A 17,649-nucleotide genomic window follows, 5' to 3' on the forward strand; every position below is an offset into this window, starting at 1 on the left:
TGCGTAGCCACACATTCATGGGGTGATTCGATGGGCCTTTTCGGCAAGCTCGTCGGCACCAAGTACCCCGAAGGCGGTGTCGCAGCGCTGTCCACCGTGGAGGTCCGGGCCGCGCTGCTCGCGCTCAACGGGCCGGACGTGCCGTACCGCGTGCGCAATGCGCTCCCTGCCGAGAAGGCCGACCTGGTGGCGGAGTGCCGGATTCCGCGGGTGGGCGTGACTCTGAAGACCCGAATGCGCCTGCTCCCGGAGAAACGCGAGGTGCGTTTCCTCGACGAGCGGTGGGAGAACCGTTCGTCCGACCGGGCCGATGCGCAGTACGGACGTGGGCACGCGCCCGCGGTGTACCGGCAGTGGAGGACCGAGCAGGGGCCCGACGGCCGCCGGCGCAAGGTCGAGGCGTTCCGCTTCGACACGCGGGAGATGACGAATCCCCTCCAGCAAGCGGTCCTCGACGCGGGTTGGACCTGGCGCGGAGTGCTCGTGAAGCTGTGACCGGTTGGCCGGTGGGACTCGAGGTGGGGCGAGGGATTTCGCGGAGGGTGGTCCACACACGGCAATTGAGTACGGGGGCTCATGACCTCCTCGCCGTGGCCGCCGCACGATCTCTGTATGAGACAGCTATGCCGTCCCCTCGGACCGCACCGGAAAATCCTTCTCGCCACGGCCGCCGCGTTGGCCATGGCGGTGACGGCAGCCGGAGGGGTGTGGCTTGCTCGCGGGGTCGGGCGGCTCTGGAACGGCGACCCCTACCCCGTCGCGGATCCAGCCGTTACCTCGCAGCGCCTCGACGGCCTCACACAACAGGTCTACGACACACTTGACGTGCCGCAGGCCACGCTGGACCCCAAATGGCCCGGAGGCGGCCAGGAGACCGACGGCTCCGGGTGCTACTACACCGGGCTCAAGGACCTGACCAAGCAGGTGAGCGACTCGCCGCCCAGTGTGCCGGGTGTGGTCGCGGTGAGCAGCGAATGGGGGCTGAAGGGTGTCACCCCGTCTCAGGCGGTGTCGGCGCTGCGACGGGCGCGGAAGGAATTGACGCGGCGCGGATGGAAAGTCACCAGTTACGAGATCAGCGACCACTGGACCGTACTGAGCGTGCAGCCCCCGGGCACCGACGACGTCGTCCAGGTTGAGGCTTTCCCCTATGACCGTCTGGGTGTTGTCGCCTACTCCGAGTGCGCCCGATATCCGTCGGGTACGCCCATGACCGAGTGGGGCGATCCGGAACTCCCGGCTCAACAGGCGCCGGCCCCACTACGAGGCTGAGCCTCCTCGGCGCGTGGCGTGTCGGCGGTCTGAACGGACCCCAGCTGAAGGTCTGACTGTCGACGGGAGGACAGATGACCACCAGACCGCGAGCGACGTGGGCGGAAGCTGAGTCGGCGTGCAGGTCCACCTGTCCATGCTGGACGCCGTCGACCCGCGTAAGCCGTCGACGATCCCCCTGGTCCTGACCGCCACCGCGGCCCAACACCCCGCCGTCCAGGGCGACTTCCGGGACTTCGTGCACACGGTCCGCCCGGGCACCGGCGCGGCTTCGGCATAGGTTGATCTCATGGGACTCTTCGACAGGCTGACCGGAACCAAGCGCCCGGCCGACGGGGTCGTCCCGCGACCCGCCGCTGAGGTCCGCGCGGCGCTGCTTGGCCTCAACCGCCCCGACGTCCCGTACGTCATCCGGGACGGCCGCGCGGAGGGCGTCGAGCTGGTGGGGGAGTGGCGGATGCTGGAGCCGGCCTGGCAGAGCTTCTTCGCCCGCAACCAGGTGAGCCGGGTGTTCCAGGTCCGTATGCGCCTGGTCCCGGAGAAGAACGAGGTCCGCTCCCTCGACCAGCAGTACGAGGTCACCTGGGTCGGCGGCACCCCCAGGCTGTCCATCTCGGCCGAGGTCCAACGCGGTCAGGTGCAGACGGTCTCGAAGCAGTGGACGCTGGGCGGGGGGAACGACGGCGGTCTCGAGGCGATCGAGACGTTCAGCTTCGACAGCTCGGAGCTCAAGGGTCCGCTGCAGGACGCCGTCCTCGGCGCGGGGTGGACCTGGCGCGGAGTCGTCACCGGCAAACTGTGAGGTCGGCGGGACCCCGAGCAAGGGGTACTTCCTTGAACTGTGTCGTACGCGTGTTCGTCGTCCTGTGGCCCCAGAGAGGGTCACGTACTGTGAGTGGACTTCCACTCGTCGTCACAGCACACCCCGGTCGGCAGCCCAAGGCCGACCTGAGTGACCTCGGTCAGGGCATGCCGGCGCCCAGGGTTTGACCTGCGCCACTCAAGGGGTACGATCCTCGGCTCGATTGGCCAGGCCCCCGCCCCGTATGGCAGACTAACGGGGTTGCTCGGTCGAGTGCCGATGCTGCGCGCCTCCCGTCGGGAGGACCGGAAGCGAGTCCCACAGTACTCGTCGCCTCAACTGCCGTAAGGCAGCGCTGGGGCGGACGTACGGGAATCTTTCGGGAAGTGTCAGCGGGGTGCGGGCCAGGCACCCGGTGGGTGTTCCAGCCTCCGGTCCTGCGGTTGCTTTCGGGCGGGCCGCGTCCCTCGTAGGGAAATCCGTTACGGATATTTCTGCGGCAGGAGCGCGACACACCCGACCGCGTGGGTCGGAGATGCGGGACGCGAACCCCCGGGTTCCAGAGCGTTTCACGAGACAAAGGACTACTGAGTAGCCATGGCGGGACAGAAGATCCGCATCCGGCTCAAGGCCTACGACCACGAGGTCATCGACAGCTCGGCGAAGAAGATCGTCGAGACGGTGACCCGCACTGGTGCGTCGGTCGCAGGCCCGGTGCCGCTGCCCACTGAGAAGAACGTGTACTGCGTCATCAAGTCGCCGCACAAGTACAAGGACTCGCGCGAGCACTTCGAGATGCGCACGCACAAGCGCCTGATCGACATTCTCGACCCGACGCCCAAGACCGTTGACTCTCTGATGCGACTCGACCTCCCGGCCGGTGTCGACATCGAGATCAAGCTCTAGGGATCGGTGATCTGAGAATGGCTAAGCAGATCAAGGGCATCCTGGGCGAGAAGCTCGGCATGACGCAGGTGTGGGACGAGAACAACCGTGTTGTTCCGGTCACCGTCGTCAAGGCCGGCCCCAACGTCGTCACCCAGGTGCGTACCAACGACAGCGACGGCTACGAGTCGGTCCAGATCGCCTTCGGCGAGATCGACCCGCGCAAGGTGAACAAGCCCCTCAAGGGTCACTTCGCCAAGGCCGACGTCACCCCCCGTCGTCACCTCGTCGAGATCCGCACCGCGGATGCCTCCGAGTACACCCTCGGCCAGGAGATCTCCGCCGAGGTCTTCGAGGCGGGCGTGAAGGTCGACGTCACCGGCAAGAGCAAGGGCAAGGGCTTCGCCGGTGTCATGAAGCGTCACAACTTCAAGGGCCTCGGCGCCGGTCACGGCACCCAGCGCAAGCACCGCTCTCCCGGCTCCATCGGTGGCTGCGCCACCCCGGGTCGTGTGTTCAAGGGCCTCCGCATGGCGGGTCGCATGGGCAACGAGCGGGTCACCACCCAGAACCTGACCGTTCACGCCGTTGACGCGGAGAAGGGCCTGCTCCTTATCAAGGGCGCGGTTCCTGGTCCGAACGGCGGCCTCGTCCTGGTCCGCACCGCGGCCAAGGGGGCCTGAGGACTATGAGCACCATTGACATTCTGTCGCCCTCCGGCGACACCGCCGGGACCGTTGAGCTCCCGGCCGAGATCTTCGACGTAGAGAAGATCAGCATTCCGCTGCTTCACCAGGTCGTCGTCGCACAGCTGGCCGCCGCCCGTCAGGGCACGCACAAGGTCAAGCGTCGTGGCGAGGTCCGCGGTGGCGGTAAGAAGCCTTACCGTCAGAAGGGCACCGGCCGCGCGCGCCAGGGTTCGACCCGTGCGCCGCAGTTCGCCGGCGGTGGCGTCGTCCACGGCCCCACGCCGCGTGACTACTCGCAGCGGACCCCGAAGAAGATGAAGGCCGCGGCCCTGCGCCACGCCCTCACCGACCGGGCCCGCAACGCTCGCATCCACGTCATCACCGGCGTGATCGAGGGCGAGACCCCCTCCACCAAGGCCGCCAAGAGCTTCCTCGGCAAGGTCAGCGAGCGCAAGAACGTGCTCCTGGTCATCGAGCGCTCCGACGAGGCCGCGCTGCTCTCCGCGCGCAACCTGCCCCAGGTCCACATCCTGGAGCCGGGCCAGCTGAACACGTACGACGTTCTCGTCTCGGACGACGTGGTCTTCACCCAGGCCGCTTTCGAGTCCTTCGTGTCTGGCCCCAAGGCCGCTGACACCGAAGGGAGCGAAGCCTGATGGCTACGCGTCACCCGAGCATTGCCTCCAAGGCGGCCAAGGCCGCCAAGGCCGCGCGCGTCGCCAAGGCGAAGCGCCACGAGGCCGAGGGCAAGAACACCGTCGAGACGCCGGCGAGCAAGAGCTTCACGGACCCCCGTGACGTCCTCCTCAAGCCGGTCGTCTCCGAGAAGAGCTACGCGCTGCTCGACGAGGGCAAGTACACCTTCGTCGTCGCGCCGGGCGCCAACAAGACCCAGATCAAGCAGGCCGTCCAGGCGGTCTTCTCGGTCAAGGTCACCGGCGTCAACACGATCAACCGTCAGGGTAAGCGCAAGCGCACCAAGAGCGGTTTCGGTAAGCGTGCTGACACCAAGCGCGCCATCGTGACCCTCGCTGAGGGCGACCGTATCGACATCTTCGGCCAGGCCTCCTAACGGAGCGCCCTGGTCCGAATATCGGACGAGGACTGAGAAATGGGAATCCGCAAGTACAAGCCGACGACGCCGGGCCGCCGTGGCTCCTCCGTCGCCGACTTCGTCGAGGTCACGCGGTCCACGCCGGAGAAGTCGCTGGTCCGCCCGCTGCACAGCAAGGGCGGCCGTAACAACGCCGGTCGTGTGACCGTTCGCCACCAGGGTGGCGGACACAAGCGCGCCTACCGAGTGATCGACTTCCGTCGTCACGACAAGGACGGCGTGCCGGCGAAGGTCGCGCACATCGAGTACGACCCCAACCGCACCGCGCGCATCGCGCTGCTGCACTACGCCGACGGCGAGAAGCGCTACATCCTCGCCCCGCGCAACCTGCAGCAGGGTGACCGCGTCGAGAACGGTCCCGGGGCCGACATCAAGCCGGGCAACAACCTGGCCCTCCGCAACATCCCGGTCGGTACCACGATCCACGCGATCGAGATCCGTCCCGGTGGCGGTGCCAAGTTCGCCCGCTCCGCCGGTGCCTCGGTGCAGCTGCTCGCGAAGGAGGGCACGATGGCCCACCTTCGTATGCCTTCCGGTGAGATCCGTCTGGTCGACCAGCGCTGCCGCGCCACGGTCGGCGAGGTCGGCAACGCCGAGCAGAGCAACATCAACTGGGGTAAGGCCGGCCGTAAGCGCTGGCTGGGCGTTCGCCCGACCGTCCGCGGTGTGGCGATGAACCCGGTTGACCACCCGCACGGTGGTGGTGAGGGCAAGACCTCCGGTGGTCGCCACCCGGTCTCCCCGTGGGGTCAGAAGGAGGGTCGTACTCGTTCGCCGAAGAAGGCTTCGAACAAGTACATCGTCCGCCGCCGCAAGACGAACAAGAAGCGCTAGGAGCGGGTTTAGATGCCGCGCAGTCTCAAGAAGGGACCCTTCGTTGACGGCCACCTCGTAAAGAAGGTGGACGCTCAGAACGAAGCCGGTACCAAGAACGTCATCAAGACCTGGTCCCGTCGCTCGATGATCATCCCGGCCATGCTCGGCCACACGATCGCGGTGCACAACGGCAAGACCCACATTCCGGTGTTTGTCACCGAGTCGATGGTCGGCCACAAGCTCGGCGAGTTCTCGCCGACGCGCACCTTCCGGGGTCACGTCAAGGACGACCGGAAGTCGAAGCGCCGCTAACGCGGGGTGGAATGACCATGACAGACACTGGAAGGACAACCATGGAAGCCAGGGCCCAGGCGCGGTACATCCGCGTTACGCCCATGAAGGCCCGCCGCGTGGTGGACCTTATCCGTGGCATGGATGCCACGGAGGCTCAGGCGGTCCTGCGTTTCGCCCCGCAGGCCGCGAGCGTGCCGGTCGGCAAGGTGCTTGACAGCGCCATTGCCAACGCCGCGCACAACTACGACCACACCGACGCCGACAGCCTCTTCATCTCCGAGGCGTACGTCGACGAGGGTCCGACCCTGAAGCGGTTCCGTCCGCGGGCCCAGGGCCGTGCCTACCGGATCCGCAAGCGGACCAGCCACATCACCGTGGTCGTCAGCAGCAAGGAAGGAACCCGGTAATGGGCCAGAAGGTTAACCCGCATGGGTTCCGGCTCGGCATCACCACGGACTTCAAGTCCCGTTGGTACGCCGACAAGCTGTACAAGGACTACGTCAAGGAAGACGTCGCCATCCGTCGGATGATGACGTCCGGCATGGAGCGCGCCGGTATCTCGAAGGTTGAGATCGAGCGCACCCGTGACCGCGTGCGGGTGGACATCCACACCGCGCGTCCCGGCATCGTCATCGGCCGCCGTGGCGCCGAGGCCGACCGCATCCGCGGTGACCTCGAGAAGCTCACGGGCAAGCAGGTCCAGCTGAACATCCTCGAGGTCAAGAACCCCGAGACGGACGCTCAGCTGGTTGCTCAGGCCGTTGCCGAGCAGCTGTCCTCCCGCGTCTCCTTCCGCCGTGCCATGCGTAAGAGCATGCAGTCGGCGATGAAGGCGGGCGCCAAGGGCATCAAGATCCAGTGTGGTGGCCGTCTCGGCGGCGCCGAGATGTCCCGCTCGGAGTTCTACCGCGAGGGTCGTGTGCCCCTGCACACGCTCCGTGCGAACGTCGACTACGGCTTCTTCGAGGCCAAGACGACCTTCGGCCGCATCGGTGTGAAGGTCTGGATCTACAAGGGCGACGTCAAGAACATCGCCGAGGTCCGCGCCGAGAACGCCGCTGCCCGCGCCGGCAACCGCCCGGCCCGTGGTGGCGGCAACGACCGCCCGGCCGGCCGTGGTGGCCGTGGTGGCGAGCGTGGCGGCCGCGGCCGCAAGCCGCAGCAGGCTCCCGCTGCCGAGGCCCCCAAGGCCGAGGCTCCGGCGGCTGCCGCTCCGGCTGAGAGCACCGGAACGGAGGCCTGACCGACATGCTGATCCCCCGTAGGGTCAAGCACCGCAAGCAGCACCACCCGAAGCGCCGTGGTCAGGCCAAGGGCGGTACGCAGGTTTCGTTCGGCGAGTACGGCATTCAGGCCCTCACGCCGGCGTACGTGACGAACCGCCAGATCGAGGCCGCCCGTATCGCGATGACCCGCCACATCAAGCGTGGCGGCAAGGTCTGGATCAACATCTACCCGGACCGCCCGCTCACGAAGAAGCCCGCCGAGACCCGCATGGGTTCCGGTAAGGGTTCGCCGGAGTGGTGGATCGCGAACGTGCACCCGGGCCGGGTCATGTTCGAACTGTCCTACCCCAACGAGAAGATCGCCCGTGAGGCCCTCACTCGCGCAGCCCACAAGCTGCCGATGAAGTGCCGGATCGTCAAGCGCGAGGCAGGTGAAGCGTGATGTCGGCCGGTACCAAGGCGTCCGAGCTGCGCGAACTGGGTGACGAGGAGCTTCTCGCGAAGCTTCGCGAAGCCAAGGAAGAGCTGTTCAACCTCCGCTTCCAGGCGGCGACCGGTCAGCTCGAGAACCACGGTCGGCTCAAGGCCGTCCGCAAGGACATCGCGCGGATCTACACCCTGATGCGTGAGCGCGAGCTGGGCATCGAAACGGTGGAGAGCGCCTGATGAGCGAGAGCAACGTGACCGAGAACACCACTGAGGCGCGCGGATTCCGCAAGACCCGTGAGGGTCTCGTCGTCAGCGACAAGATGGACAAGACCGTCGTCGTCGCCGTCGAGGACCGCGTCAAGCACGCCCTGTACGGCAAGGTCATCCGCCGTACGAGCAAGCTGAAGGCCCACGACGAGCAGAACGCCGCGGGTATCGGCGACCGCGTCCTCCTCATGGAGACGCGTCCGCTGTCCGCGACGAAGCGCTGGCGCATCGTGGAGATCCTCGAGAAGGCGAAGTAATCAAACGGGGGTCTCAACCCCCCCGTTGCCCCCCGCCGGGGGCCTGCCGCACCGTCAGGTGCCCGGCCCCCGGCGGAGGTTTTCTCCCTCAACAGGCCAAGTAATTCCTGCGGAGCTCATCCGCAGGACGGTTCCGCCAGGCTCGCGGGGCGACCCGGAAGGGATCCCCGCGGGAACCGGCAGACAATCAGGAGATAGACGTGATCCAGCAGGAGTCGCGACTGCGCGTCGCCGACAACACGGGGGCGAAGGAAATCCTTTGCATCCGTGTGCTCGGTGGCTCCGGTCGCCGCTACGCGGGCATCGGTGACGTCATCGTCGCCACCGTCAAGGACGCGATCCCCGGTGGCAACGTGAAGAAGGGTGACGTCGTCAAGGCGGTCATCGTTCGCACCGTCAAGGAGCGCCGCCGTCCGGACGGCTCGTACATCCGCTTCGACGAGAACGCCGCTGTCATTCTGAAGAACGACGGCGACCCTCGCGGCACCCGTATCTTCGGCCCCGTCGGCCGTGAGCTGCGCGAGAAGAAGTTCATGAAGATCATCTCGCTCGCGCCGGAGGTGCTGTAAGCATGAAGATCAAGAAGGGTGACACGGTTCAGGTCATCACCGGCAAGGACAAGGGCAAGCAGGGCAAGGTCATTGCCGCTTACCCGCGCGACGAGCGCGTCCTGGTCGAGGGTGTCAACCGGGTCAAGAAGCACACGAAGGCCGGCCCCACCGCCAGCGGTTCGCAGGCCGGCGGCATCGTGACCACCGAAGCCCCCATTCACGTGAGCAACGTTCAGCTCGTCGTGGAGAAGGACGGCAACAAGGTCGTCACGCGCGTCGGTTACCGCTTCGACGACGAGGGCAACAAGATCCGCGTTGCCAAGCGGACGGGTGAGGACATCTGATGGTTACCACCACCACTCCGCGTCTCAAGACGAAGTACCGCGAGGAGATCGCGGGCAAGCTGCGTGAGGAGTTCTCCTACGAGAACGTCATGCAGGTTCCCGGCCTCGTCAAGATCGTGGTCAACATGGGTGTCGGCGACGCCGCCCGTGACTCGAAGCTCATGGACGGTGCCGTCCGTGACCTGACCACGATCACCGGTCAGAAGCCGGCCATCACCAAGGCCCGGAAGTCCATCGCGCAGTTCAAGCTGCGTGAGGGTCAGCCGATCGGTGCCCACGTCACGCTCCGTGGCGACCGCATGTGGGAGTTCCTGGACCGCACCCTGTCGCTCGCGCTGCCGCGCATCCGCGACTTCCGCGGTCTGTCCCCCAAGCAGTTCGACGGCCGTGGCAACTACACCTTCGGTCTCACGGAGCAGGTCATGTTCCACGAGATCGACCAGGACAAGATCGACCGCGTCCGGGGTATGGACATCACCGTGGTGACCACGGCGACCAACGACGCTGAGGGCCGTGCCCTTCTCCGTCACCTCGGCTTCCCCTTCAAGGAGGCGTAAGCGAGATGGCGAAGAAGGCTCTGATTGCCAAGGCTGCTCGTAAGCCCAAGTTCGGTGTGCGTGGCTACACGCGCTGCCAGCGCTGCGGTCGTCCGCACTCCGTGTACCGCAAGTTCGGCCTGTGCCGCGTCTGCCTTCGTGAGATGGCTCACCGTGGCGAGCTGCCGGGCGTGACCAAGAGCTCCTGGTAGTTCCGGTAATTCCGGACTCCAGAGGCTCTCGGTAAGCAAAGGGCTCGGTCAGGTGCCCACCCCTCCATGGCTTAGGCTAGGAGGGTTGGGCGCCTGACGCCCGTACGACTTACTACGCCGTAGGTCCCCGCACCGCACCCGTCCCGCCACTGAGTGGGGAGAGGGATGGCGCATACAGGAAACCCCGGCGAGAGAGGCCGAAGGCCAATTCATGACCATGACTGATCCGATCGCAGACATGCTTACGCGTCTGCGTAACGCGAACTCGGCGTACCACGACACCGTGGGTATGCCGCACAGCAAGATCAAGTCGCACATCGCGGAGATCCTCCAGCAGGAGGGCTTCATCACGGGCTGGAAGGTCGAGGACGCCGAGGTCGGCAAGAACCTCGTCCTCGAGCTGAAGTTCGGCCCGAACCGTGAGCGCTCCATCGCGGGCATCAAGCGGATCTCCAAGCCCGGTCTCCGGGTGTACGCGAAGTCCACCAACCTGCCGAAGGTGCTCGGCGGCCTTGGCGTGGCGATCATCTCCACGTCCCACGGGCTCCTCACCGACAAGCAGGCCGGCAAGAAGGGCGTAGGCGGAGAAGTTCTCGCCTACGTCTGGTAACGGAAGGGAACGGAGGAAACAGCTATGTCGCGTATTGGCAAGCTCCCCATCACGGTTCCCGCCGGCGTGGACGTCACCATCGAAGGCCGTACGGTCCAGGTGAAGGGCCCCAAGGGCACCCTCGCTCACACCGTTGCCGCGCCGATCGAGGTCGTCAAGGCTGAGGATGGCGTTCTGAACGTCACCCGCCCCAACGACGAGCGTCAGAACAAGGCCCTGCACGGCCTGTCCCGCACGCTGGTGGCGAACATGATCACCGGCGTGACCCAGGGTTACGTGAAGAAGCTCGAGATCAGCGGTGTCGGTTACCGCGTCCAGGCGAAGGGCTCCAACCTGGAGTTCGCGCTCGGCTACAGCCACCCGATCACCGTCGAGGCCCCCGAGGGCATCACCTTCAAGGTGGAGGCTCCGACCCGTTTCTCGGTCGAGGGCATCGACAAGCAGAAGGTCGGCGAGGTTGCGGCCAACATCCGCAAGCTGCGCAAGCCCGACCCGTACAAGGCCAAGGGCGTCAAGTACGAGGGCGAAGTCATTCGCCGCAAGGTCGGAAAGGCGGGTAAGTAAGCCATGGCATACGGTGTCAAGATTGCTAAGGGCGACGCTTACAAGCGTGCTGCCATCAAGCGTCGTCACATCCGGATCCGTAAGCACATCTCGGGTACGGCTGAGCGTCCGCGCCTGGTCGTGACGCGCTCCAACCGCCACATCGTGGCCCAGATCATCGACGACGTTAAGGGTCACACCCTCGCGTCGGCGTCGACCCTGGACACGACGATCCGCGGTGGCGAAGCCGACAAGTCGGCTCAGGCCAAGTCGGTCGGCGCCCTGGTCGCCGAGCGCGCCAAGGCCGCCGGTGTCGAGGCTGTCGTATTCGACCGTGGTGGCAACCAGTACGCCGGGCGCATTGCCGCCCTGGCGGACGCCGCCCGCGAAGCCGGACTCAAGTTCTGAGTCGGTTCCGTAGCTAGCGGAAACAGAGAGAGGTAATTCCAATGGCTGGACCCCAGCGCCGCGGAAGCGGTGCCGGTGGCGGCGAGCGGCGGGACCGGAAGGGCCGTGACGGCGGCGCTGCTGCCGCCGAGAAGACCGCGTACGTTGAGCGCGTCGTCGCGATCAACCGCGTCGCCAAGGTTGTGAAGGGTGGTCGTCGCTTCAGCTTCACTGCGCTCGTCGTAGTGGGCGACGGTGACGGCACCGTGGGTGTCGGTTACGGCAAGGCCAAGGAGGTGCCGGCCGCCATCGCCAAGGGTGTTGAGGAGGCCAAGAAGCACTTCTTCAAGGTCCCCCGTATCCAGGGCACCATCCCGCACCCGATCACGGGCGAGAAGGCCGCGGGCGTCGTCCTGCTCAAGCCTGCTTCCCCCGGTACCGGCGTTATCGCCGGTGGCCCGGTGCGTGCTGTCCTCGAGTGCGCCGGCGTTCACGACATCCTGTCGAAGTCGCTCGGCTCGTCCAACGCGATCAACATCGTGCACGCGACCGTGGCGGCCCTCAAGGGTCTGCAGCGTCCCGAGGAGATCGCGGCTCGCCGTGGTCTGCCCCTCGAGGACGTCGCCCCCGCCGCTCTGCTGCGTGCGCGTGCGGGAGCGGGTGCGTAATCATGGCTCAGCTCAGGATCACGCAGACGAAGTCGTACATCGGCAGCAAGCAGAACCACCGCGACACCCTGCGTTCGCTCGGGCTCAAGCGCCTGAACGACGTGGTCGTCAAGGAGGACCGCCCCGAGTTCCGCGGAATGGTGCACACCGTCCGCCACCTCGTGACGGTTGAGGAGGTCGACTGATCATGGCGGAGAACAACCCGCTCAAGATCCACAACCTCCGTCCCGCCCCGGGCGCCAAGACCGCCAAGACCCGTGTGGGTCGTGGTGAGGCGTCGAAGGGTAAGACGGCCGGTCGTGGTACCAAGGGCACGAAGGCCCGTTACCAGGTTCCGGAGCGCTTCGAGGGCGGGCAGATGCCCCTCCACATGCGCCTCCCGAAGCTGAAGGGCTTCAAGAACCCGTTCAAGACCGAGTTCCAGGTCGTGAACCTCGACAAGCTGGCCGCGCTGTACCCGGAGGGTGGCGAGGTCACCGTCGAGGGTCTCGTCGCCAAGGGTGCCGTTCGCAAGAACAGCCTCGTCAAGGTCCTCGGCCAGGGCGAGATCTCCGTCGCGCTGCAGGTTTCGGTTGACGCCGTTTCCGGCTCCGCCAAGGAGAAGATCACCGCCGCCGGCGGTACCGTCACCGAGCTCGTCTGATCTTTTCAGGCGTCTCGATGACATGAGCGATCCCGACCGGGGGTGCCCTTACAAATGGGGTATCCCCGGTTGGTCGTTCCTAGGGGGGCAGTCTCGCCGGTAAGGTGGCCTGCACTGCCGACTTTCGTCCGGCGTTCCGTCGGGCGGCAGTCGACCGATACCTACCTATTCGTCGAACCTCAAGACCGTCACCTCTGACGCAGTTGCGCGGGGGTCGCAGGAGGCACCGTGCTCACCGCGTTCGCCCGGGCGTTCAAGACGCCCGACCTGCGCAAGAAGCTGCTCTTCACGCTCGGCATCATCGTGGTCTACCGGGTCGGTACCCACGTACCGATCCCAGGTGTCGACTACAAGAACGTCCAGACCTGCATCGACGTGGCCAAGGGCAACCAGGGTCTGTTCGGGCTGGTCAACATGTTCAGTGGTGGTGCGCTGCTGCAGATCACGATCTTCGCGCTCGGCATCATGCCGTACATCACGGCGAGCATCATTCTGCAGCTGCTGACGGTGGTGATCCCGCGCCTCGAAGCCCTCAAGAAGGAGGGTTCGGCCGGCACCGCGAAGATCACGCAGTACACCCGTTATCTGACGGTGGCGCTGGCGATCCTGCAGGGCACCGGCCTTGTCGCGACCGCCCGCAGCGGCGCCCTGTTCAGTGGCTGCCAGGTGGCCAACCAGATCGTTCCTGACCAGTCGATCTTCCAGACCGTCGTGATGGTCGTCACCATGACCGCCGGTACGGGCGTCGTCATGTGGCTGGGCGAGCTCATCACCGACCGCGGCATCGGCAACGGCATGTCGATCCTCATGTTCATCTCGATCGCCGCGACCTTCCCGTCCGCGCTGTGGGCGATCAAGACGCAGGGCACGCTGGCCGGCGGCTGGATCGAGTTCGGCACCGTGATCGCGGTCGGACTGGTCATGGTCGCGCTGGTCGTCTTCGTCGAGCAGGCCCAGCGGCGGATCCCCGTCCAGTACGCGAAGCGCATGATCGGGCGCCGGTCGTACGGTGGTACGTCCACTTACATCCCGCTGAAGGTCAATCAGGCGGGTGTGATTCCCGTCATCTTCGCGTCGTCGCTGCTCTACATCCCGGCTCTGGTCGCCCAGTTCTCCAACGGCAATTCCGGCTGGAAGACCTGGGTCACGCAGAACCTGACCAAGGGCGATCACCCCATCTACCTGGTCTCTTACTTCCTCCTGATCGTTTTCTTCGCGTTCTTCTACGTGGCGATCTCGTTCAACCCCGAGGAAGTCGCGGACAACATGAAGAAGTATGGTGGCTTCATCCCGGGCATCCGGGCTGGCCGGCCGACCGCTGAGTACCTGAGCTACGTACTCAACCGGATCACCTGGCCGGGGTCGCTGTATCTGGGTCTGATCGCTCTCGTGCCGACAATGGCGTTGGTGGGTTTCGGGGCAACCGGCAATTTCCCGTTCGGTGGTACCAGCATCCTGATCATCGTGGGTGTCGGTCTTGAGACGGTGAAGCAGATCGAGAGCCAGCTTCAGCAGCGCAATTACGAAGGGTTCCTCCGCTGATGCGAATCGTCCTCGTCGGGCCGCCCGGTGCCGGGAAGGGAACGCAGGCTGCGTTCCTTGCCAAGAACCTGGGGATTCCGCACATCTCCACGGGCGACCTCTTCCGCGCCAACATCAGTCAGGGCACGGAGCTGGGCAAGCAGGCCAAGGCGTACATGGACGCGGGCAAGCTGGTGCCGGACGAGGTCACCATCGGGATGGCCAAGGACCGCATGGAGCAGCCCGACGCCGCCAACGGCTTCCTGCTGGACGGCTTCCCTCGTAACGTCTCGCAGGCCGAGGCGCTCGACGAGATGCTCAAGGCCGAGGCCATGAAGCTGGACGCGGTGCTGGACCTGGAGGTCCCCGAGGACGAGGTGGTCAAGCGCATCGCGGGCCGCCGCATCTGCCGCAACGACTCTTCGCACGTCTTCCACGTGACGTACAAGCAGCCGAAGCAGGAAGGCGTCTGTGACGTCTGTGCCGGCGAGCTGTACCAGCGGGACGACGACTCCGAGGAGACGGTCCGTACGCGTCTCGAGGTCTACCACACGCAGACCGAGCCGATCATCGACTACTACGCCCGTCAGGGCCTGGTCGTGACGATCTCGGCGCTCGGCAAGGTGGAAGAGGTCACGGGGCGCGCCATGGAGGCGCTCAAGAGCAAGGTCGGCGACAAGTAGTCGTCACGCTGCCATCGGCCGCGGTGCCCTCCGGGGGTGCCGCGGCCGTAGTGTTGTGCAGGTGGTCGTGTACGTAGTGGTGCACGACCTTGTTGGGTACGTCGTCGGAATGACGGAGAAGACGGAGAGCGCGGGCCGCCATGGTGCAGATCAAGACCCCTGAGCAGATCGCCAAGATGCGTGCGGCGGGGTTGGTCGTCGCGGCCATTCACGCGGCCACACGTGAGGCGGCCGTGCCGGGTGCCACGACGAAGGACCTGGACGAGGTCGCGCGCAAGGTGCTGGCCGAGCACGGGGCGAAGTCGAACTTCCTCGGGTACGGCGGTTTCCCCGCGACCATCTGCACCTCGGCCAACGAGGTCGTCGTCCACGGCATCCCGTCCGACGAGGTGGTCCTGAAGGACGGCGACATCATCTCGATCGACTGCGGCGCGATCGTGGACGGCTGGCACGGGGACGCGGCGTACACCGCGTTCGTGGGCTCCGGTCACGCCCCGGAGCTGCTCGAGCTCTCCCGGGTGACCGAGGAGTCGATGTGGGCGGGCATCGCGGCGATGAGGCAGGGCAACCGGCTCGTCGACGTCTCGCGTGCGATCGAGACGTACATCCGCCGCCAGCCGAAGCCCGGCGGCGGCAAGTACGGAATCATCGAGGACTACGGCGGCCACGGCATCGGCACCGAGATGCACATGGACCCGCACCTGCTGAACTACGTCGAGAAGCGGCGCGGCAAGGGTCCGAAGCTGGTCCCCGGCTTCTGCCTGGCCATCGAGCCGATGGTGTCCTTGGGCACGCCGCGGACCGAGGTGCTGGAGGACGACTGGACCGTCATCACGACGGACGGCACGTGGTCCTCGCACTGGGAGCACTCGGTGGCGCTGACGGAGGAGGGCCCGCTGGTCCTCACGTCCCCGGACGGCGGCAGGGCGAAGCTGGCGGAGCACGGGATCACGGCGGCGCCGGACCCACTGGCCTGACGGCGCCGGACCTGTTGGTTTGACGGCGCCCGGTCCCGCTGGGCTGACGGCGCCGGACCTGTGGGTCTGATGGCGCCGGTCCCGCTGGGCTGACGGTGACAGACCCGATGGCCTGATGGTGCCGGCCCGGTGGTGGCGGACCCGCTGGTCTCACCGTGGCGGGCGGGGGCGGGTCGGTGGGGTGTGGGGGATCGCGGCACCCGGGCGAGGGTGCCGGGCGGATACGGTGGGTCGCGGTGTGATCGCCGTACGTCTCCGCGACGCCGCCCCGGAGGGTCCGCGGAGACGCGTTGACGACCCCCGTTGCTTAACGATCTCCGTAGTGGGGCATTCTTTCTCGATTCGTCTTTCCGAGAGGCCTGACGTAGACTGACTCGTCGGCTCTCGTGCACCCGCATGTCTGCATGCGCTCGTGCGAAGTCGATCAAGGTAGTCGATTCGAAGGGCGAAGCGTGGCCAAGAAGCAAGGTGCCATCGAGATCGAGGGCACTGTCGTCGAGTCTCTTCCGAACGCCATGTTCAAGGTCGAGCTCCAGAACGGCCACCAGGTCCTGGCACACATCAGCGGCAAGATGCGTATGCACTACATCCGCATCCTCCCTGACGACCGGGTCGTGGTGGAGTTGTCTCCGTACGACCTGACGCGTGGCCGCATCGTCTACCGGTACAAGTAGATCTTGCCCTTACTCCGTGTTCCCGGTTCCGGGACGCGGGGGGTGGCACTGACCCGGAGAACCTCACCAATGAAGGTCAAGCCGAGCGTCAAGAAGATCTGCGACAAGTGCAGGGTGATCCGCCGTCACGGTCGGGTCATGGTCATCTGCGAAAACCCGCGCCACAAGCAGCGCCAGGGCTGACGCACGACCGCACCTTCTGCATCCGCAGATACTTCGCGCGACGCAAGCAGTACATGTTCATACGCAGAACCCAGGGCTGAGTCTCATCAGGCCTGACACCCCCGGTCGGAGGCCGGGGACCCGGTTCGTACCGAATCTTCGACAAGAGGAGAGGACGGCGGGCGGGATCCGGTTCTGCGGAAGACCTCCGAACGACAACTGGAGCCATTGAATGGCACGCGTTTCCGGTGTTGACATCCCTCGCGAAAAGCGTGTGGAGGTCGCCCTGACCTACGTGTTCGGCATCGGCCGGACCCTTTCCCAGCAGACGCTGGCCGAGACCGGCGTGAACCCGAACACCCGTGTTCGTGACCTCTCCGAAGAAGAGCTGGTCAAGATCCGCGAGTACGTGGACGCCAACATCAAGACCGAGGGTGACCTCCGTCGCGAGATCCAGGCCGACATCCGCCGCAAGGTCGAGATCGGCTGCTACCAGGGTCTGCGCCACCGTCGTGGCCTGCCCGTCCACGGTCAGCGCACCAGCACGAACGCTCGTACCCGCAAGGGCCCGCGTCGCGCCATCGCCGGTAAGAAGAAGCCGGGCAAGAAGTAGTCCTCAGCGGACGCTTATCAGCGGTCTTCGCTGTAGGACCGACCACCTCCCGTAGGAGTAATAGATGCCCCCCAAGGGTCGTCAGGGCGCTGCCAAGAAGGTGCGCCGCAAGGAAAAGAAGAACGTCGCTCACGGGCACGCTCACATCAAGAGCACGTTCAACAACACCATCGTCTCGATCACGGACCCCTCGGGCAACGTGATCTCCTGGGCCTCCGCCGGCCACGTCGGCTTCAAGGGCTCGCGCAAGTCCACCCCCTTCGCCGCGCAGATGGCCGCCGAGTCGGCCGCCCGTCGCGCGCAGGAGCACGGCATGCGCAAGGTTGACGTCTTCGTGAAGGGCCCGGGCTCCGGTCGCGAGACCGCGATCCGCTCCCTCCAGGCCACTGGCCTCGAGGTCGGCTCCATCCAGGACGTCACCCCCACCCCGCACAACGGCTGCCGTCCGCCCAAGCGCCGCCGCGTCTGAGGCTC

The 17,649-nt window shown here is 66.0% G+C and carries 32 protein-coding genes; all 32 read left to right on the plus strand.

What is annotated here, in order from left to right:
- The first annotated feature begins 30 nt into the window (after positions 1-30).
- The 32 genes from FNV62_RS30335 (at position 31) to rpsK (ending at position 17,644) form a co-directional block, all read left to right on the plus strand.
- Positions 31-495 carry a hypothetical protein gene (locus FNV62_RS30335; protein ID WP_143608967.1) on the plus strand — a complete coding sequence of 155 codons (465 nt, stop codon included), beginning with the start codon at positions 31-33 and terminating at the stop codon, positions 493-495.
- 117 nt (positions 496-612) lie between these two features.
- Positions 613-1,272: a hypothetical protein gene (locus FNV62_RS30340; RefSeq protein ID WP_143627814.1), complete on the plus strand. Its 660-nt coding sequence runs from the start codon at positions 613-615 to the stop codon at positions 1,270-1,272.
- 118 nt (positions 1,273-1,390) lie between these two features.
- Positions 1,391-1,552: a hypothetical protein gene (locus tag FNV62_RS30345; protein ID WP_164331784.1), complete on the plus strand. Its 162-nt coding sequence runs from the start codon at positions 1,391-1,393 to the stop codon at positions 1,550-1,552.
- Positions 1,553-1,561: 9 nt separating this feature from the next.
- Positions 1,562-2,074, plus strand: a complete 513-nt coding sequence (locus tag FNV62_RS30350) for a hypothetical protein (RefSeq protein WP_143627816.1) — start codon at positions 1,562-1,564, stop codon at positions 2,072-2,074.
- Positions 2,075-2,671: 597 nt separating this feature from the next.
- Complete coding sequence (gene rpsJ, locus FNV62_RS30355) at positions 2,672-2,980, plus strand: 30S ribosomal protein S10 (RefSeq protein WP_003948644.1); 309 nt, start codon at positions 2,672-2,674, stop codon at positions 2,978-2,980.
- A 17-nt stretch (positions 2,981-2,997) separates the two neighbouring features.
- Positions 2,998-3,642, plus strand: a complete 645-nt coding sequence (gene rplC / locus FNV62_RS30360) for a 50S ribosomal protein L3 (RefSeq protein WP_030619125.1) — start codon at positions 2,998-3,000, stop codon at positions 3,640-3,642.
- Positions 3,643-3,647: 5 nt separating this feature from the next.
- Positions 3,648-4,304: a 50S ribosomal protein L4 gene (gene rplD, locus FNV62_RS30365; RefSeq protein ID WP_060900353.1), complete on the plus strand. Its 657-nt coding sequence runs from the start codon at positions 3,648-3,650 to the stop codon at positions 4,302-4,304.
- Positions 4,304-4,720 carry a 50S ribosomal protein L23 gene (rplW, locus tag FNV62_RS30370; RefSeq protein WP_067367110.1) on the plus strand — a complete coding sequence of 139 codons (417 nt, stop codon included), beginning with the start codon at positions 4,304-4,306 and terminating at the stop codon, positions 4,718-4,720. The genes rplD and rplW overlap by 1 nt, the downstream gene beginning before the upstream one ends.
- 39 nt (positions 4,721-4,759) lie before the next feature.
- Positions 4,760-5,596 carry a 50S ribosomal protein L2 gene (gene rplB, locus FNV62_RS30375; RefSeq protein ID WP_030039757.1) on the plus strand — a complete coding sequence of 279 codons (837 nt, stop codon included), beginning with the start codon at positions 4,760-4,762 and terminating at the stop codon, positions 5,594-5,596.
- Between the two features lie 12 nt (positions 5,597-5,608).
- Complete coding sequence (rpsS, locus tag FNV62_RS30380; protein ID WP_015035577.1) at positions 5,609-5,890, plus strand: 30S ribosomal protein S19; 282 nt, start codon at positions 5,609-5,611, stop codon at positions 5,888-5,890.
- A gap of 41 nt (positions 5,891-5,931) precedes the next feature.
- On the plus strand, positions 5,932-6,279 hold the full coding sequence (gene rplV, locus FNV62_RS30385; RefSeq protein WP_003974262.1) for a 50S ribosomal protein L22: 348 nt from the start codon (positions 5,932-5,934) through the stop codon (positions 6,277-6,279).
- Positions 6,279-7,115 (plus strand): 30S ribosomal protein S3, encoded by an 837-nt coding sequence (gene rpsC, locus FNV62_RS30390; protein ID WP_143602621.1) that lies wholly within the window; start codon positions 6,279-6,281, stop codon positions 7,113-7,115. The genes rplV and rpsC overlap by 1 nt, the downstream gene beginning before the upstream one ends.
- 5 nt (positions 7,116-7,120) lie before the next feature.
- Positions 7,121-7,540, plus strand: a complete 420-nt coding sequence (rplP, locus tag FNV62_RS30395; protein ID WP_010986348.1) for a 50S ribosomal protein L16 — start codon at positions 7,121-7,123, stop codon at positions 7,538-7,540.
- Positions 7,540-7,764 carry a 50S ribosomal protein L29 gene (rpmC, locus tag FNV62_RS30400; protein WP_003998824.1) on the plus strand — a complete coding sequence of 75 codons (225 nt, stop codon included), beginning with the start codon at positions 7,540-7,542 and terminating at the stop codon, positions 7,762-7,764. The genes rplP and rpmC overlap by 1 nt, the downstream gene beginning before the upstream one ends.
- Positions 7,764-8,051, plus strand: a complete 288-nt coding sequence (gene rpsQ, locus FNV62_RS30405; protein WP_060901495.1) for a 30S ribosomal protein S17 — start codon at positions 7,764-7,766, stop codon at positions 8,049-8,051. Before rpmC ends, rpsQ begins: the two co-directional genes overlap by 1 nt.
- Positions 8,052-8,251: 200 nt before the next feature.
- On the plus strand, positions 8,252-8,620 hold the full coding sequence (gene rplN / locus FNV62_RS30410) for a 50S ribosomal protein L14 (RefSeq protein WP_003998823.1): 369 nt from the start codon (positions 8,252-8,254) through the stop codon (positions 8,618-8,620).
- Between the two features lie 2 nt (positions 8,621-8,622).
- Positions 8,623-8,946, plus strand: coding sequence for a 50S ribosomal protein L24 (gene rplX, locus FNV62_RS30415; RefSeq protein ID WP_060901494.1), 324 nt, complete (start codon positions 8,623-8,625; stop codon positions 8,944-8,946).
- On the plus strand, positions 8,946-9,503 hold the full coding sequence (gene rplE / locus FNV62_RS30420) for a 50S ribosomal protein L5 (protein ID WP_143627818.1): 558 nt from the start codon (positions 8,946-8,948) through the stop codon (positions 9,501-9,503). The genes rplX and rplE overlap by 1 nt, the downstream gene beginning before the upstream one ends.
- Positions 9,504-9,508: 5 nt before the next feature.
- Positions 9,509-9,694 carry a type Z 30S ribosomal protein S14 gene (locus tag FNV62_RS30425; protein ID WP_003948630.1) on the plus strand — a complete coding sequence of 62 codons (186 nt, stop codon included), beginning with the start codon at positions 9,509-9,511 and terminating at the stop codon, positions 9,692-9,694.
- A 211-nt stretch (positions 9,695-9,905) separates the two neighbouring features.
- Positions 9,906-10,304: a 30S ribosomal protein S8 gene (rpsH, locus tag FNV62_RS30435; RefSeq protein ID WP_010986352.1), complete on the plus strand. Its 399-nt coding sequence runs from the start codon at positions 9,906-9,908 to the stop codon at positions 10,302-10,304.
- 24 nt (positions 10,305-10,328) lie between these two features.
- On the plus strand, positions 10,329-10,868 hold the full coding sequence (rplF, locus tag FNV62_RS30440) for a 50S ribosomal protein L6 (RefSeq protein WP_060901492.1): 540 nt from the start codon (positions 10,329-10,331) through the stop codon (positions 10,866-10,868).
- A 3-nt stretch (positions 10,869-10,871) separates the two neighbouring features.
- On the plus strand, positions 10,872-11,255 hold the full coding sequence (rplR, locus tag FNV62_RS30445) for a 50S ribosomal protein L18 (RefSeq protein WP_143602623.1): 384 nt from the start codon (positions 10,872-10,874) through the stop codon (positions 11,253-11,255).
- A 41-nt stretch (positions 11,256-11,296) separates the two neighbouring features.
- The gene (rpsE, locus tag FNV62_RS30450; protein ID WP_006376045.1) at positions 11,297-11,902 is read left to right on the plus strand and encodes a 30S ribosomal protein S5; all 606 of its coding nucleotides are present in this window, start codon (positions 11,297-11,299) and stop codon (positions 11,900-11,902) included.
- Between the two features lie 2 nt (positions 11,903-11,904).
- Positions 11,905-12,087: a 50S ribosomal protein L30 gene (gene rpmD / locus FNV62_RS30455; protein WP_060901490.1), complete on the plus strand. Its 183-nt coding sequence runs from the start codon at positions 11,905-11,907 to the stop codon at positions 12,085-12,087.
- A gap of 2 nt (positions 12,088-12,089) precedes the next feature.
- On the plus strand, positions 12,090-12,545 hold the full coding sequence (gene rplO / locus FNV62_RS30460; protein WP_060901489.1) for a 50S ribosomal protein L15: 456 nt from the start codon (positions 12,090-12,092) through the stop codon (positions 12,543-12,545).
- A 228-nt stretch (positions 12,546-12,773) separates the two neighbouring features.
- Positions 12,774-14,087, plus strand: coding sequence for a preprotein translocase subunit SecY (gene secY / locus FNV62_RS30465; protein WP_060901488.1), 1,314 nt, complete (start codon positions 12,774-12,776; stop codon positions 14,085-14,087).
- Positions 14,087-14,749: an adenylate kinase gene (locus tag FNV62_RS30470; protein ID WP_143602627.1), complete on the plus strand. Its 663-nt coding sequence runs from the start codon at positions 14,087-14,089 to the stop codon at positions 14,747-14,749. The genes secY and FNV62_RS30470 overlap by 1 nt, the downstream gene beginning before the upstream one ends.
- A 140-nt stretch (positions 14,750-14,889) precedes the next feature.
- Positions 14,890-15,726 (plus strand): type I methionyl aminopeptidase, encoded by an 837-nt coding sequence (gene map, locus FNV62_RS30475; RefSeq protein WP_143627820.1) that lies wholly within the window; start codon positions 14,890-14,892, stop codon positions 15,724-15,726.
- 452 nt (positions 15,727-16,178) lie between these two features.
- Entirely contained in the window at positions 16,179-16,400 is a 222-nt protein-coding gene (gene infA / locus FNV62_RS30480; RefSeq protein ID WP_003948620.1) for a translation initiation factor IF-1, read from the plus strand.
- A gap of 69 nt (positions 16,401-16,469) precedes the next feature.
- Positions 16,470-16,583 (plus strand): 50S ribosomal protein L36, encoded by a 114-nt coding sequence (gene rpmJ, locus FNV62_RS30485; protein ID WP_003998809.1) that lies wholly within the window; start codon positions 16,470-16,472, stop codon positions 16,581-16,583.
- Positions 16,584-16,794: 211 nt separating this feature from the next.
- Positions 16,795-17,175 (plus strand): 30S ribosomal protein S13, encoded by a 381-nt coding sequence (gene rpsM, locus FNV62_RS30490; RefSeq protein WP_060901485.1) that lies wholly within the window; start codon positions 16,795-16,797, stop codon positions 17,173-17,175.
- A gap of 64 nt (positions 17,176-17,239) precedes the next feature.
- On the plus strand, positions 17,240-17,644 hold the full coding sequence (rpsK, locus tag FNV62_RS30495) for a 30S ribosomal protein S11 (RefSeq protein ID WP_003956432.1): 405 nt from the start codon (positions 17,240-17,242) through the stop codon (positions 17,642-17,644).
- Positions 17,645-17,649 lie beyond the last annotated feature (5 nt).

The organism is Streptomyces sp. RLB3-17 (assembly GCF_007113425.2).
Lineage (GTDB): Bacteria > Actinomycetota > Actinomycetes > Streptomycetales > Streptomycetaceae > Streptomyces > Streptomyces mirabilis_D.